This window comes from Streptomyces sp. NPDC104831 (assembly GCF_055583025.1).
The window spans coordinates 1-13,842 of the sequence record NZ_JBVJOT010000108.1 but is presented as its reverse complement, the minus strand read 5'-3'; the positions used below and the strand labels follow the sequence as shown (position 1 = coordinate 13,842).

Here is a 13,842-nt window from a genome sequence, read left to right as displayed (position 1 = left end):
CGTTCCCACTCGGCATCCGTCAGATCTCCCCGCCCCATGCCCCCATCAACGACACCACTGCGAAGTAGTCACATGATCGGCCGGACACGTCCTAGGGGAACCGAGTGCCCAGATCCGCTGGACCAGGACCCGGTTCGACCAGCAGCGGTGCCGGTTTTTCTGGACCTGCACAGGGGCTGAGGAGACTGCCACCACGGCTGGAGGATCTGGGTACCCGGTTCCTGACACCAGGGCAGATTGACGTGGGGTACATGAGCAAGGACGAGAAAACCGTGCGTACGGGGGCGGGGAGTCCGAGAGGGGGCGACAGGCGACACGGCTCCCAGGCGGAGCTGATTGACGTCCTGCTCATGTACGTTAGGTTCATCTGGTCGGCCTCGCCGCCGTCCTTCATGAACCGGTAGCTACCCCCTTGTTCGGAGGGCTCGTTGGGAGCAGTACGCAGGCTGGTCGACGCCGACACGGGCGAGCCGATTCCCTATGCGCCATACGCCTTCTCCGGCAGGCACACGCAGGTCGACAAGGCGCGTGTCGAGGCGATCACCGAATCAAAGGCGTTCACACCCAGCCAGAAGTTCCTGGTCCTGTGGTGGATCGGCGTATCGCCGGAGGGCATGGAACCGCTGCGCGCCACCGGTGCGGACATCGCCAAGCGAGTGGGTATGTCCACTGACGCTGTCGGCAAGATCAACAGGAAGCTGGCGAAACACCGCATCCTGATCGTCCGAGGGCGCGTGGGCAACTACAACTTCTACCGGATCAGTCCCTACATCGCGTTTCATGGAACGGGGCTCGAGCAGCGTGAAGCTGTGAAGACGTGCAACCCGCCGGACATCCCCGGATTCGATGAGACCGTCCCTGCACGGTGGGAGGCCCAGTGATCAGCAGCGATGCCAAGCAGAAGAACCTCGAGCTGCTTGAGAAGACGGCTGGCATGACCGCTAACCAGCGCCTTGTCGTGATGCTGTATGCACTGCACCCTACCGATCGGTCCGGTGCTGTTCTGGAGACGGCCGCCAACCTGGCCAAGCTGGTCGGTATGGCGCCACCCGTCTTCTCCCGCACGCGCAAGCAGGTCATCGAAGCCGGCTGGCTGGAGGAGACCGAAAGGATCGGCCACATCAGGTACTACCGGCTCGACCCCAAGCGCATGGGCGAGAACGTCGTGGTCCCGCTCCGCCGCGCCACATGACGTTCTGGAGACCGCTCCTCATGTACGTCACGTCAATGAGGAGCGGTCTCCAGAACGTCCTCCGTAGCCTCACAGCAACTTCCCCGCCCTCTCCCGCAACTCGGAGGTCGGCATCGCAGGAGGCGAGCGACGGCGGCGTCATCGGCCCACCGGCCTGGTCGTCCGTCCGAGCCGCCGCCGCAGCCCAGCCGCTGAGAGCGCACGGCGGCGTACTCAGCTGACCAGCCCGGCCTCCCGCCTGCGCCGGCGCAGCTCGTAGTCACTGAAGAGGTGTCGGCTCCGGTCGAGCGGCTCGCCCACTTCCACTTCGCGGCCCCGCACGTCCGCCGACGGATGCCAGCGCCGCACGGATTGCCCGGCCCAGGTGCGCAGCTTCGCATCCGAGCCCTCTATCAGGGCGACCGCGACCCGTAGTCCCACGACGCCACCGCCCGCGTTGAGCAACCGGAACGCGGCGATGCGGACGCGCCGAGCGGATGCGCTCCAGCAGCCAGTCGGCGGGCAGCTCCGTTGTCCAGGGCAGCAGGGCAACGATGCTCTCGCGGACGACACCGGCGGCAGGGTCCTCAAGGAGCGGCAGCAGCCGTTTCACCTCTACGCAGTCCAGTGTCCGCAGTCCCGCCACCGCCCGCGCCCGCACCCCGGCGCCGGGGTGCGTCAGCAGCGGCCACAGCAGGCCGGCATCCGCGCGGTTTCCGCACTCTGCCAGCCCGATGACCGCGCCCGGTGCCGGCCCGGGATCGTCCGGTGCCATGCACCGCTCCCGGTACCAGGCCGCTGGATCGTCTCCCCGCTGTCGTACGACATACCGGGCGCAAGCACGCACGAGCCCGGATCGGTCGCCGAGAAACGGATCCGCCCGCTCTGACCACCCCGCCCGCCGTAGCCCGGTGACGCCGGTCGAACGGGTCCGCGGATTGCGCGCGGACAGGTAGTGAGGCAGGACATCCTCGTACGCCTCCTCGTCTCCCAGAGCCGTGAGCGCCGCTGTGGCGCACAGGTTCTGGACCACGGTGTCCTCGTCTCGGGCGGCAGCGCGAGCCGGCTCGGCGGGCGGGGGCGACCGGCCCTCGACGGCCAGCCGATAGGCGAACCGCCGAACGACGCGGTCGGAGTCGGTGAAGAGGGCGGCGAGCCGCTCGCGAGACACTCGACACAGGATCTGACCGAGCACATCGATGCCGAAGGCACCGCGGTCACGACGGCCGACGCGAAGGATGAGCGGCGCGAGAGCGACGGCGGAATCCGCGTCCAGAGCCTCGCGCAACAACTGCCGGGCGCCCTCGCGTACCGGGCCGGCCCAGTCGGCGCAGCGGATCACGACCAGCGGCAGTAGACCGGGATACCGGGCCGCATGGTGCACCGCCTCCTGGCGGATCCGCCCGTCGCGGTGGCAGAGGGCGAGGGCGAGTCGAGACTCGTCGAGCTGTGTTAGATCGACGGGCAGCGGGGCGGAGCGTTCCCACTTCGGGACCAACCGGGCCCGGTACCAGGACACGTCACGGATTGCTGAGTCCAACGCGAGCCAGTCACCGGGATCGGCGGCATCAAGCGTGCTCCGAAGCGGCGCACCTCCCGACCCGGCCCGTCTCCCCGCGGCGGCCGCCGCCCGCCGTTCCGCACCGGTCGGTTGCCGTGCTGTGACGCGCTCACGCCCGTCCGCCTGCCTCGGCCGCCGCCCCGTCCGGCTCAGTCGACCTGGCCCAGTCCCGGGCCGCGCCGTCATGCTGTGCGGCCCCGGCCACCGTCGTCCCGTATACGACGTCATCGCGCGGGTGAGCTGCTGACTTGCTCGCGGCGAGTCCGCCCGTCCCAGGGTGATGTCCCCCGCGCGTTGGTAGCGCTCGTCCGGGGTCTGTCGTCGAAGCGCAGGTACCGGTCCGCAGAGCGGCGGACCTCAGCCGACCTGTCCGCGCTGGACCACGCGCCCCCGGAGCGCCCCGTAGATGCGGTCGAAGTCGAACGGTTCGACCAGTTCGAGCGCGCGGCGGATGGTGCTGGGCCGCTCGGGCGTCCTGACAGTCCTTCGGCCTTCGGCGCTCATTCGCCTTGGGCGACCTTGTAGGCGATCCCGCCTTTGATGAGGTAACCCGCTCCGACGCAGACGATGTCGTTCAGCCATGCGTACTCCTGCGATCCGGTTTCGAAAAGCGGGTTGGTGCGGAAGTAGTACCGGGCCGGGTCGATGTCGTACCTCTTGGCCGGATCGGCGATGTCGGCCCGCAATTCGGGCGGGGTGACCCAGCGGCCGCCGTAAGTCATGTACACCAGGGCGCCGTCGTGGGTGCGCAGGGTAAGGCGCACGTCCAGTGACATCGTCCCGTCGGGGCGGAACAGTGCCCAGTCGCCGCCGGTCGGGAGCACGTCGCCGTGCAGACGCGGTCCGTGGAAGGTGCCTCCCGTGTCGCCGAAGAGGGTTCTGCGGCCGAGTGGGCCGGTTCCGAAGTCCAGTCGGGGGCTCAGGTCGATGACCAGGTCGAACAGGTGACGCGTGGTGATCTCGCCGAAGGTCTTCGTGCGGGGGTCGGGGGTCATGCGCTGCCTCCCAGCAGGGTGTGCCGGGCCTGGTCGGTGGAGATGCCCGAATGGGCGCACAGATCCGCGAGGTCGAGGAAGAAGCGCTCGCCGGCGATCAGGCTGTCAGCGAAGGTGAACTGGAGGAACACCGGCAGTTCGGCGCGCCTGCCGTTGGGCGTCGCGCCGAACCGGTCACCGGTCATGGTCATGCGTGCCGTTCCCCAGCAGGCCAGGGTGTCGCCGTTGCCGGCGTGCCCGTCGAGAGTGACCTCGTAGTCGGGGAAGGACGCGAAGAACCGTGCCAGTGCCTTCTCGTTGTCGGGCAGACCGCGGGCCTTGGTGCCGAATGGTGGCGACTCCAGCAGCACGTCCTGGTGCAGGAGCCGGAGCGCTGCGGGCAGGTCCTGACGGCTCTTGGCGTGCGCCAGCGCCTGGGCGAGATCGAACATCTGATGGGTGTTCACACAGAAAACGTACGGTCGTACGTATGCATTTCGCAAGGGGGTGGCACAATGAGGCCGGTGAGCGAGGATGTGCAGGACGGACGCCTGCTTCGAGGTCTGCGGTCGCGACGGACGATCGTGCGGCATGCCGTCGACACGGCGTCGCTGGAAGGGCTCGACGGGCTCAGCTTCGGTCGGCTCGCGACCGACCTGAACGTGGGTAAGAGCAGCATCCAGACGCTCTTCGCCACGAAGGAGAAGCTCCAACTGGCCGTAATCGAAGCGGCGCGCGAAGCCTTCAACGAAGCCGTGATCCGTCCCGCGCTGACCCGGCCCCAGGGCGCCGAGCGGCTGCGCGCCCTAGTCGAGCACTGGCTCGCCTACGCCGAGCAGCCGCTGTTCGCGGGCGGCTGCTTCTGGGCGGCGAACCTGCCCCAGTTCGACAGCCGACCGGGCCCGGTGCTGGACATGCTGGCTGGCCAGCAACGAGCCTGGCGCGACCGCATCGCCGCCGAGCTGCGACATGCCGTCGATGATGCGGGGACGAGTGCCGGCCTCGATGCCGACCTCACAGCGTTCCAGATCGACGCCGTGCTCACCGCCGCGAACACCGCGATGCGCCTGGGCGACGACACGGCGGCCGCGAAGGTCCGCCGCGTCGTCGACAGCCTCCTCGCGCCGCTGGCCGCGCCCGGCTGAGGAATGATCATTCGTTCTTGAGACCGTCGGCGAGGCGGCGGGCTGCTTCGGTCTCGATGGGACCGCGTGGTTCGATCTCCTCGCCGGCGCGGCAGGCGGCCATGAGCCGGATCTGTTTCCGGGCCCGCGTCGTGGTCGAGCTGTGCCCCGGTGACCAAGGCGTCGGCGAGAGTCTAGGGGCCGGTGCCGCAGGTCCGGCGCAGCTCCTCTATCGTCTCCTGGCTGACCTGGGGCCCGCCTCTTTGACGCCCAGGAGGCCGGCGCCACCGGCGCCCGCCTCCAGGAGATCGCCGCCGAAGCGCTCAAGGAGGTGTACTTCCAGGACGGCGGCCGCCGCGCCGGCTCCCTGGAGGAGGTGCGCTTCACGGACATCGAACACCTCGAGTTCGACCTGTAGCCCGGCTCCCCGTACCTAGCATCTGGCCCCCCGGCATTGCTGCCGGGGGGTCAGGCGTTTCGCAGCCTACGGTCAGCCGGCCTGGCGGGCACGGCGGCGTTCCCGCCAGGTCGCCGCCGGTCCGGAGCGAGGAGAGCCCGCTGACCTGCGTGTCGACGCAGGGCGGGTCAGCGCCGGGCGGCCTCCAGGACCGCTTCCAGCTGCCGCAGCGGCTCGGCGCCGACGAACCGGAGGACGACGGTGTCGGCGCCCGACTCCCCCAGCGCGTCGATCCGTGCCGCGGCCCCGGCGGCGTCACCGGAGACGGTGAAGACCTCCTCCTGCGGGCGGCCCAGCCAGGCGCCGTGCCCCTCGGTGTGCGGGTGCAGGGTCCGCGTGACCTCCTCGGGGTCGTCGCCGACGCAGGCGAACGCGAACACGTTCAGCGTGTGGTCGTCACCCGCGCCGCCCTTGGCCAGCAGCGCCCGGATGTGCTCCAGGTCCCGTGGTCCGTGGCCCTCGGCGATCAGCGTGCCGTCCGCGACCCGCCCGGACAGCTCCAGCGAGCGCGGCCGTACCACCCCCGCCACCAGCGGCGGCGGCTCGGCGGGCGGATGCACCAGCTCGATACCGTCGATCCGCACCTCCCGCCCGTCTACCGTGACCCGCTCCCCGTGCAGCAGCGCCCGCACCGCGGTGATCGTCTCCTCCAGCAGGGCCAGCGGAGAGCGCGGCGCCACCCCGACCTGCTCCATCCACTCCCGTACGCCATGCCCGATCCCGGCCACCAGGCGGCCGGGGAACACCCTTGCCAGCGTGGCCAGTTCCATCGCCAGCAGGGCCGGGCTGCGCAACGGCGCCGGGGCAATCCCGATGCCCACCCGCAGCCGCTCGGTCGCGCCCAGCGCCACGGCCGCCGCCGACACCCCGCCGTTCCAGCGCAGGTCCTCCACCACCCACAGGTCGTCCGCGCCGAGCGCCTCGACCCGCCGCGCGAAGGCGGGCAACTCCTCGGGCACCCAGTCGCGGTCGTACATCACACCGATCCGGAGATTCGTCATGCGACGGAACCTACGATCCGGCCGAAGAGGTGATCAACGGCTTTGCCAGGTCCGGGATCGGCTGCCGCCGAAGCCCTGGAAGTGGTGCTGGACACTCTGGTCCGGCGCGTCCTGGACGGCGACACCGTCTCCGTGACCGGGTTCGGCAGGCTCCAGGCGGTCCACACCCCCGCGCGCCGCGCACGCAATCCGCAGACCGGTGAACGAGTCCTGATCCCCGCAGGCAGACAAATCGTGTTCTCGCCCTGCAGGGCACCGTCGGCCCACTGCAGGCGGGAGCGGCCGGTGACGACGAAGAACGCGTTCGGCATCAGCCACACCACCCGCTGGATGAGGCGTTCCAGGTCGCGGTGAGTGCGGTCGCCGACGTCCTCGAAGGTGTCCAGCAGGATCACCGGCGTGATGCGCTTGTCTGCCGGGAGCTGGGCGAGCTCCCACGCCAGCAGGTGCGGGTAGAAGCTGAGCGCCTCCAGGTCCGGTTCGGCCTCGAGAAGGTCGGCGAGGCGGGCGCAGCGGGCGAGCGCGCGGACGGTCTGGCGCCGCTCCCGCAGGGCGCGCACGAGGGCGCCGGTCAGCTGGCCGACCGCCGCCCCGACGGTGCCGGGCAGGAGCAGGGCCTGGAGATGGGCAGGGACGCCGGACACCGGTCAAGGCCTGCGTCACCGGCGGTCCGGGCCGCGTACCGGGAGGCCCGGGCCTCAGCCGTCTCCGGTTCGCCCTCGCGACGGGCGACGTGCTTGAGGCACTGGGCTCCCCGGTGCGCGGTCACCGCGCCAGAGTGCACCCGGCTGGATCGGCAGCGGTGCCTGGATGGCCGGTCGGGTGATCTCAGTCAAAGTGTCGTGGTGATCAGGACAAGTCCGGCTCATGAGAGGCGCTTTTGCGCACATCTTCGTGAGTCTGGGTGCTGACCAGCTGCTGGAGGCGCGCTCCGGTAGCGCATCAGTTCGGGGGTTTGTAGATGGGCAGTACAGGGTGGAGACCGTCTGGCAGCAGATGGCTGCCGGTACTTACGGCACTCGTTGTCGTGTCCGCCGTCTCCCCGGCGTTGGCGAGCGCAGAGCAGCGGGGCGAGTTGCGGGTGGAGTCGTACGTTTTGCCGCTCGGCGTGGTGAAGTCGTCGCTCCAGGAATTGGCGACTCCGCAGGGGCGAAACCACTTGCAGCAGTTGGCGGGGCAGGCTGATTCTGGCGCGCGGCTGGCGCAAGAGACGAGGGGGCCGGCAGCCGCGTATGCGCCCGTGTCTCGTCGGGCCTCCGCTTACGCGTCGTCGAGCGGTGAGTCAAGAGGGGCGCCGGGGGCCGGGTCGGGTGCGACGGCACCGGAACCGTCGAGGAATATGACGCTCGACGAGTGCAAAAAGGGCTTGGGTTCCAACAATCCGTTCTTTGTGAAGTCGCGGTTCGCCGTATGTGATGGAGCCTCGTTCGTTCAGGAGTGGCTCGTCAACGGCCGTCCCTCCGGTGCCAGCATGTTCAACCTGCGCGTCGTCGGGACTACCGCGAAGAACAGTCGCACCATCGACTACCAGTACTACTACACCGATTTTGAGGTGACCGGCAGGACCGGGGCACTGACCATGCCCATCAACACCAAGGGAACCACCCCGATAACCTGGCCGTCCGGTGCGCATTTCACGCACGGCGGAAACATGCCCGGCACCAAGACGTGGACGCAGTTGAAAGCGTTGCGCACGTTTCACCACACGATGAACGCCAGTCCCGGCCAGGGAAGCGGACGCTCGGATGTGTTGGCCGCAGTCTACGAGCCTGTGGTCAGTTTCCAACCGCCGGCTCCGTGGCAGCTGAGCGGTGACACAGGCGGCAAGCTGTTCATGCTCGCACCACTGTGGGACGCGGCGTCCTATCTGCCCAACTCCACCGGGGGCGGAAACCCGGCGAAGAAGGGTGCGGCAAGCTTCTCTTATTACGCATCGCTGACTCTGAGCGCAAAGCCGGGGGCGGAGGAACGCGCCGAAGCCCAACACATCAAGACGGCGTTCACGCATCCGGAGGACACCAAGCCGTACATGTCGGCTAAGAAAGTTCCCGGTCAGACTGTCAAAGCTCCGCTGCACCGGACAGTGAGCGCGAAACGGAACGAGGACAACCGCAACGCGGCAAAGAAGCAGTGCAGGCGCTATTGGGGGGACGGGTATTCTCACGGCGGCACGCGCGATTGCGACGAATACCCATTCGCCAGTACCTATGAAGGTGCTGCCGAACACGACTATGATCCCGAGGTGAAGAAATTCAACTTCTCGGTGAAACCCATCGCCAAGGAAGAAAACCAGGCTGGTGGGCTCATCCTGAAGAGCTTCTACAGCAAGAACCGAATCCTCGACGGCATGAATGACGGCTTCATCGTCAAGATCATCGGCTGATGCACCTCGCGTCGGGAGCGACCGGCCGCCCCCGACGCGGCACGGGGGCTACGAAAAGACAGGCCAGAACTGCACGAGGTAGCGTTCGACTCCGCTGATGCTTTCCTCGCTTTCGGCCAAAGCCTTAATAGCAGCTCGGCCTGCGGAACTGACACGTACGCGCCACACCCCGCCCGAGTCCGCCAGCGTGATCAGGTCATCGAGCCGGCCCAGGCTCATCGACCACACCGCGACCTGGCCACTGACCGACTCGAACTCCGCCTCCGCCTGCTCCTCCCACGCTGCGCTGTCCTGGGCAGGCGCGGGCCCGTCCCATACCTCGACCGTGAGAGAGGCAGTGTGAGTATGGCCGGCGCTCGTGATGTCCAGGCGTCCGGGATGGGTACTCAGGAAAGCGCCGAAATTGAATTCGTCTGGGAACTCCAGATCGAGGAAGGCATCGTCGGATTCCTGCAGTGCGAACGCGTGATAACCCACGAAGACATCAACATGCTGCTCACGGACAAGCTGCGGCACGAGGCGCCCCCTAAGGGTTGTAGACGACTGGCCATCGCCTGCGATCATATGGCGGCGCCGCTGACCGCGACGCGGCACTGCGTGAACTGGGGGCGGGCCCGGGTCCTCGGGCCGCCGAATGGTGCCATCGCGGGCCGCGCGGCGAGGTCCGCTCCTGCCTGGACGGAGCCTGCCCGCGCCGCCGGCCGAGCGTGAACGAGCGGCCCGCCGAACCCGCGCTGGGCAAGCGGCTCCACTAGCTGTGGGTCGCCCACGCCGACGTCCCGCGCAGCGAACTGGGCAATGTCCGGTAGCCAAGGCGCGTTGCCCCGCTTCCGGCGGCAGGAACTCCGCACCGATGGGGAACTGCCGCAGTCTCTTGTTCCGTAGGCGGTGACGGTCAGTCGCCGGTCTCCGGCGGATAGCCGTCGTCGAGGACGATGCGGATGGTCTGGCCTTGCCCGGCGGGGTCGGTGAGTTCGGCCGCGATGCGGTTGTACGTCATCGTGGCCAGGGCCCATTCGCTCTGCAGCGAAGCCGCGGTGGAGCGGGTGTTCCACAGCTCGATCAGCAGGGCGATGAGGGAGCGTCCGGACAGGACGGTCTGGACGCGGCCCTCGCGGCCGTCCTTGATGTCCTCGACGGAGGCCGGGGTACGGAAGTGGCTGTGGCCGGCGGCCAGGGCGGCGAGCCACTCCCAGGTATCGCGGTGCGCGATCAGTTCGACGGAGGCCACGCCGGCGGCCTTCAGCAGCAGCACTCCGTGGGCGATGCGCGGGTCGTCCGCTCCGGCGGCGGCCTGCGGCGTGCCTCCGGCGGAGTGGCCGGCGGGTGTGGCGGTGCCCTGGTAGGCGGCCTCGATGGCCTTCTTCAGCGCGGGCTCCTGTTCCTGGGAGCCGTCCTCGGGCTGCGGCTGGTGGTCAGTGTGCTCCATGGTTTCCCCCTGGTGTGCGGTGTCGGCGGAGGCGGGCGGCCGGGCATCGGCGAAGTCGGTCAGGCCATAGCCGGTCTCGGGGCCGGTCGGCTGCTCCATCTCCCCGGAAGACGGCGGTGTGCTCTCGCCGGGCGTCCCGGGTGGAGCGGAGGACCGTAGGACGTCGGCGAGGTCGAGCAACTGCCGCAGTTCGCCCCGTGTGTCGTTCAGGTCGCTGATCATCCGGTCCTGGCGCCGGCGAATCTCCCGGTTCTCCTCGCGCAGCCCGGTGACGCCCCCCTCGATCTTCTCGAGGATCTTCAGGCGGCCCTGGACCAGCTCGCCATGCAGGGCGGTCAGCCCGATCGTCGGATCGTCGAGACGCTCGACCTTCTGCTGCGCCGCCTTCAGCTGGCCCTCTATATCGGCGAGCTTCTGCATCGCCTTATCGAACGAACTTTTCCACCCCACGTGACTCCCTGATTACTCCGAGCGATGAGACCGCTCCTACCTCCCCATGAAGATCTCGTGTCACGCGATCGTTTCCGGCCCTTCCGTGGCCAGGATTCCGCCACCTAGCCCCGAACGCTATTCGTACGCTATAAGTACGCCATACATGCGCCATAAGTACGCTTTGAAGAGTACGGTGTCAGGCAGGAGGTGTTCCATGTCCGAGTTGTTCGACGCGGTCGATGCGCTGGTCGCGTCTCGGGCCAAGCTGCCGCCGCCGGCGGAGCGCAAGCGGCTGCGTGCCGCGCACGGCCTGACGATCGAGGAAGTGGCCGCCGCGCTGAAGGTGCGCCGGGCGACGGTGTCCGGCTGGGAGGCTGGCAAGACCGAGCCCCGCCCGCCCGAGCGCGACGCCTACGCCCGGCTGCTGGACAAGCTGGCGGAGCTCTACCCCGCCGACGCCAGCGCCGCGCCGGTTCAGGACGCCGCAGTGCCGGCCACGTTCACCGCCGCGCCCGCCTCGGCGGAAGCGCGAACTCTGTCCACAGGCCAGGCGCCCGAGGCTGCGGACATGACTGCAATCGAGAACACCCAGACCCCTGCCCCTGTCGCTGCTGCTCCGGCAGCCGCGCCGCGTCCGGCGCGCACCATCAGGACGTCGTCGACGTCGCGCCGCCCGGGCGCGAAGAAGGCAGCCCCGGCCGGTACTCCGGCGGGCGGAACCGACCCACGGTTCGCGAACGGGCCGCTCGCGGTCGTCGACGTCGACGCCGACGGGCAGGCGCTGGCGTACTGCACCGGCGGCCTAGTCCTGGACGTGCCCGCCAAGAGCATCCCGGCCCTGGTCGACTGGACGCTGCGCGAGGCGAAGCTCGGGCAGCCGAAGCTGTCCGGGCCGGGCAAGGACGCCGACCCGCTGCTCGTGCTCACCGAGGCCGCCCTGGAGCGCTACGGCCTGCCCATCGTCCTCACCGAGGAGGAGCGGCTCGCCGGGCGCATTCCGGAGAACCACAAGGTCATCAAGCAGCTGACCCGCGCCGACTGGCAGCTGACGAAGCGGGGGTTCGGGCCGTGGGCGCGGATCTACCGCCCCGCCAAGGGATCGGACCGCCAGTGCGTGCAGCTGTGCATCCCGTCGTGGAACGCGTTGGACACCCGGCACTGGGGTGAGGCCGGGCAGCTCCCGCCGGCCGAGCTCGCCCGGGTCCTGGGGGTGTACGCCTCGCGGGTGATGACGCCGCGCGGCTCCACGGCCGTGACGGGCCTGGAGCTGATGACCGCCCTGCACCCGCCGACCCGGGCCACCGCGCCCGACGAGAACGGCAAGCGCACCGGCGAGCACAACCCCGGCTCGCTGGGCAAGGACCCGATCGACCCGTTGAACTGGCCGCCGTGCGAGGTGCCCGACGGTCACCCGGTCCTCAAGGACCTGCCCCGGTTCCACGTCCGGGGCCCGGGGGAGAAGCTGTTCGAGGAGGCATACGACTGGGCGCGGCCGATGACCGACGCGGAGTGCACCCTGCGCTTCTTGGTCGGCATCGACGTGAACATGGCCTTCGCCGCCGGCGCGAACGGTCTGACCATCGGCCTGGGCGAGGCGACGCACGTCAAGGCTCCGGTGTTCGACCCGAAGCTGCCCGGCTCCTGGCTGGTGGACCTGTCCCATGTCGACCTGTCCCGGGTGAAGGTCGGCAAGGAGTGGGTGGAGCTGGACGGCAGTCTGCTGCCGAGCCCGTTCACGCCGAAGGGCGACCGCCCCGAGGGCCCGGCCTGGTACGCGACGCCCACCGTCGCCTACGCCCAGGAGCTGGGCTACGAGGTGCGCCCGCTCGAGGCGTGGGTCCGGTACGACAACGGCCGCTACCTGGACAGCTGGTACAACCGGCTGCGTGACGCCTACCTCGCCACCATGGCCGACCTCGGCGTGCACACGGACATGGAGCCGGCCGACTTCCTCGCCGCGATGGACGGCTACAAACAGCGTGACCCCGAGCTGGGAATCGTCATCACGGCGATCAAGGCCACGGTCAAGGGCGGCATCGGCAAGCTCCGCGAGCGGCCCCGGGGCGAGGGCTGGAAGCCCGGCGAGCCGTGGCGCGCGCTGTCCCGCCCGACGTGGCGGCCGGACATCCGGGCGGCCGTCATCTCCCGCACCCGGATCAACCTGCACCGCAAGATCGTCAAGCACGCGGCGTTCACCGGGCAGTACCCGATCGCGATCCTGTCCGACTGCGTCGTCTACGCCGCCGCCGGGCCCTCGCCGCTGGACTTCCTGCCCTACCGGGACGGCAAGCCGCTGCCCGGCGGGTTCAAGCTCGGCATCAACCCCGGCCTGGTCAAGCACGAAGGCACCCAGTCCGTGCTGTGGGGCGAGGAAGTACGGGAGCGGTTCGACGCGCCGGAGCTCAACCTCGCCCGGTACATCAAGGACGGCACCGTCACCGACGCCGACAACGGAGAGTAGGAGTAGGCCACGATGAGCCTGTTCGGGGACGGCCTGGAGGCCGCGGTGCAGAAGGCGTTCACCCGCCCGGCGCCCAAGAGCGCGCCTGCGCAGATGCGCTACCTGGTCAAGCAGCTCAAGGGCACGAAGGCGGTCGCCCAGCTGCTGCGGATCTCCCAGCGCACCGTCGAACGGTACGTGAAGGACCAGATCAAAAAGCCCCGACCGGACCTCGCCGCGCGCTTGGAGCGCGAGGTGAAGAAGCGCTGGCAGCCGCAGATCCGGGCCAAGGCCAAGGCGAAGGCCGCGAGCACGGGTGGCATCGTCATCGACACCCGCGCCCGCATGGGCTACACCGCGCCGATCGGGTCGACGGACCAGGACCGCATCCGGCACCTGACCGTCGCCCTGCCCCCGCAGTACGCCGCCCGCCTCTTCGACGCCCAGGAGCAGGGCGCCACCGACCAGCAGCTCCAGCAGATCGCCGCCGAAGCACTCAAGGAGGTCTACTTCCAGGACGGCGGCCGCCGCGCCGGCTCCCTGGAAGAGGTCCGCTTCACGGACATCGAGCACCTCGAGTTCGAGCTGTAGCAGCCGCGCCCCGAACAGCCCGCGAGCCCCGGACCGCATCGGTCCGGGCTCGCTCACGGCCGCGCATCTCCTCCGGGGGCATGCCGGAGGGCGAGCCCGGCGGTGCGCCCCAGGCCAGAGGTGGTATGACGCAGATCACAGAGAAGGCTGCAAGATTTATTGCCGGACCAGGGCGCTCCCGGGCCTAAGGGCTGTCCCGTAAATGATCTTTGAGTCGCCAGAAGGGGGTCGGTCGCGGTGCGGTCCACTCGCCTATCCGGCGAGGGCGAGGTTGTGCAT

Annotated in this window: 15 protein-coding genes and 1 pseudogene; 8 read left to right on the top strand and 8 right to left on the bottom strand. The window is 69.2% G+C overall.

Annotation, left to right across the window (positions count from 1 at the left end; translation table 11 throughout):
* Nucleotides 1-428 precede the first annotated feature (428 nt).
* Both ACZ63H_RS37455 and ACZ63H_RS37450 read left to right on the top strand, forming a co-directional pair.
* Entirely contained in the window at nucleotides 429-881 is a 453-nt protein-coding gene (locus tag ACZ63H_RS37455) for a MarR family transcriptional regulator (RefSeq protein WP_469872927.1), read from the top strand.
* The gene (locus ACZ63H_RS37450) at nucleotides 881-1,192 is read left to right on the top strand and encodes a replication initiation protein, RepL2 (protein WP_469872929.1); all 312 of its coding nucleotides are present in this window, start codon (nucleotides 881-883) and stop codon (nucleotides 1,190-1,192) included. Before ACZ63H_RS37455 ends, ACZ63H_RS37450 begins: the two co-directional genes overlap by 1 nt.
* Before the next feature lie 213 nt (nucleotides 1,193-1,405).
* Here ACZ63H_RS37450 and ACZ63H_RS37445 read toward each other — a convergent pair whose 3' ends face one another.
* Nucleotides 1,406-1,612 (bottom strand): hypothetical protein, encoded by a 207-nt coding sequence (locus ACZ63H_RS37445; protein ID WP_469872926.1) that lies wholly within the window; start codon nucleotides 1,610-1,612, stop codon nucleotides 1,406-1,408.
* A gap of 514 nt (nucleotides 1,613-2,126) precedes the next feature.
* Between ACZ63H_RS37445 and ACZ63H_RS37440 the strand changes: the two genes are divergently transcribed.
* Nucleotides 2,127-2,528, top strand: coding sequence for a hypothetical protein (locus tag ACZ63H_RS37440; protein ID WP_469872924.1), 402 nt, complete (start codon nucleotides 2,127-2,129; stop codon nucleotides 2,526-2,528).
* A 561-nt stretch (nucleotides 2,529-3,089) separates the two neighbouring features.
* On the opposite strand, the gene ACZ63H_RS37435 is transcribed toward ACZ63H_RS37440, so the two are convergent.
* The 3 genes from ACZ63H_RS37435 to ACZ63H_RS37425 are packed head-to-tail and all read right to left on the bottom strand — an operon-like array spanning nucleotide 3,090 to nucleotide 4,173.
* Nucleotides 3,090-3,236, bottom strand: a complete 147-nt coding sequence (locus ACZ63H_RS37435) for a hypothetical protein (protein WP_469872922.1) — start codon at nucleotides 3,234-3,236, stop codon at nucleotides 3,090-3,092.
* Nucleotides 3,233-3,727 carry a DUF3237 domain-containing protein gene (locus ACZ63H_RS37430; RefSeq protein ID WP_469872920.1) on the bottom strand — a complete coding sequence of 165 codons (495 nt, stop codon included), beginning with the start codon at nucleotides 3,725-3,727 and terminating at the stop codon, nucleotides 3,233-3,235. The genes ACZ63H_RS37435 and ACZ63H_RS37430 overlap by 4 nt, the downstream gene beginning before the upstream one ends.
* A complete protein-coding gene (locus ACZ63H_RS37425) occupies nucleotides 3,724-4,173 on the bottom strand; it encodes an ester cyclase (RefSeq protein WP_469872918.1) in 450 nt (149 codons plus the stop codon). Before ACZ63H_RS37425 ends, ACZ63H_RS37430 begins: the two co-directional genes overlap by 4 nt.
* A gap of 57 nt (nucleotides 4,174-4,230) precedes the next feature.
* On the opposite strand from ACZ63H_RS37425, the gene ACZ63H_RS37420 reads away from it, so the two are divergent.
* Together ACZ63H_RS37420 and ACZ63H_RS37415 are read left to right on the top strand one after the other, a co-directional pair.
* On the top strand, nucleotides 4,231-4,851 hold the full coding sequence (locus tag ACZ63H_RS37420) for a TetR family transcriptional regulator C-terminal domain-containing protein (RefSeq protein ID WP_469872916.1): 621 nt from the start codon (nucleotides 4,231-4,233) through the stop codon (nucleotides 4,849-4,851).
* 232 nt (nucleotides 4,852-5,083) lie between these two features.
* Nucleotides 5,084-5,248, top strand: a pseudogene (locus ACZ63H_RS37415) (telomere-protecting terminal protein Tpg); the annotation flags it as partial.
* A gap of 167 nt (nucleotides 5,249-5,415) precedes the next feature.
* On the opposite strand, the gene ACZ63H_RS37410 reads toward ACZ63H_RS37415, so the two are convergent.
* Nucleotides 5,416-6,288 (bottom strand): LLM class flavin-dependent oxidoreductase, encoded by an 873-nt coding sequence (locus ACZ63H_RS37410; RefSeq protein WP_469872914.1) that lies wholly within the window; start codon nucleotides 6,286-6,288, stop codon nucleotides 5,416-5,418.
* Nucleotides 6,285-6,932, bottom strand: coding sequence for a hypothetical protein (locus tag ACZ63H_RS37405; protein WP_469872912.1), 648 nt, complete (start codon nucleotides 6,930-6,932; stop codon nucleotides 6,285-6,287). Before ACZ63H_RS37405 ends, ACZ63H_RS37410 begins: the two co-directional genes overlap by 4 nt.
* A 695-nt stretch (nucleotides 6,933-7,627) precedes the next feature.
* On the opposite strand from ACZ63H_RS37405, the gene ACZ63H_RS37400 reads away from it, so the two are divergent.
* Nucleotides 7,628-8,671, top strand: coding sequence for a NucA/NucB deoxyribonuclease domain-containing protein (locus ACZ63H_RS37400; RefSeq protein WP_469872910.1), 1,044 nt, complete (start codon nucleotides 7,628-7,630; stop codon nucleotides 8,669-8,671).
* A gap of 48 nt (nucleotides 8,672-8,719) precedes the next feature.
* On the opposite strand, the gene ACZ63H_RS37395 is transcribed toward ACZ63H_RS37400, so the two are convergent.
* Complete coding sequence (locus tag ACZ63H_RS37395) at nucleotides 8,720-9,187, bottom strand: hypothetical protein (protein WP_469872909.1); 468 nt, start codon at nucleotides 9,185-9,187, stop codon at nucleotides 8,720-8,722.
* A 379-nt stretch (nucleotides 9,188-9,566) separates the two neighbouring features.
* The gene (locus tag ACZ63H_RS37390) at nucleotides 9,567-10,520 is read right to left on the bottom strand and encodes a hypothetical protein (RefSeq protein ID WP_469872907.1); all 954 of its coding nucleotides are present in this window, start codon (nucleotides 10,518-10,520) and stop codon (nucleotides 9,567-9,569) included.
* A 226-nt stretch (nucleotides 10,521-10,746) separates the two neighbouring features.
* On the opposite strand from ACZ63H_RS37390, the gene tap reads away from it, so the two are divergent.
* Nucleotides 10,747-12,993 carry a telomere-associated protein Tap gene (gene tap, locus ACZ63H_RS37385; protein WP_469872905.1) on the top strand — a complete coding sequence of 749 codons (2,247 nt, stop codon included), beginning with the start codon at nucleotides 10,747-10,749 and terminating at the stop codon, nucleotides 12,991-12,993.
* Between the two features lie 12 nt (nucleotides 12,994-13,005).
* Nucleotides 13,006-13,563: a telomere-protecting terminal protein Tpg gene (gene tpg, locus ACZ63H_RS37380; protein ID WP_469872903.1), complete on the top strand. Its 558-nt coding sequence runs from the start codon at nucleotides 13,006-13,008 to the stop codon at nucleotides 13,561-13,563.
* Nucleotides 13,564-13,842 lie beyond the last annotated feature (279 nt).

Bases quoted from the DNA above. Each gene is read 5' to 3' on its own strand.
- tpg (WP_469872903.1), top strand. From the start codon at position 13,006: ATGAGCCTGTTCGGGGACGGCCTGGAGGCCGCGGTGCAGAAGGCGTTC.
- ACZ63H_RS37410 (WP_469872914.1), bottom strand. From the start codon at position 6,288: ATGACGAATCTCCGGATCGGTGTGATGTACGACCGCGACTGGGTGCCC.
- tap (WP_469872905.1), top strand. From the start codon at position 10,747: ATGTCCGAGTTGTTCGACGCGGTCGATGCGCTGGTCGCGTCTCGGGCC.
- ACZ63H_RS37435 (WP_469872922.1), bottom strand. From the start codon at position 3,236: ATGAGCGCCGAAGGCCGAAGGACTGTCAGGACGCCCGAGCGGCCCAGC.
- ACZ63H_RS37430 (WP_469872920.1), bottom strand. From the start codon at position 3,727: ATGACCCCCGACCCCCGCACGAAGACCTTCGGCGAGATCACCACGCGT.
- ACZ63H_RS37400 (WP_469872910.1), top strand. From the start codon at position 7,628: ATGACGCTCGACGAGTGCAAAAAGGGCTTGGGTTCCAACAATCCGTTC.
- ACZ63H_RS37390 (WP_469872907.1), bottom strand. From the start codon at position 10,520: ATGCAGAAGCTCGCCGATATAGAGGGCCAGCTGAAGGCGGCGCAGCAG.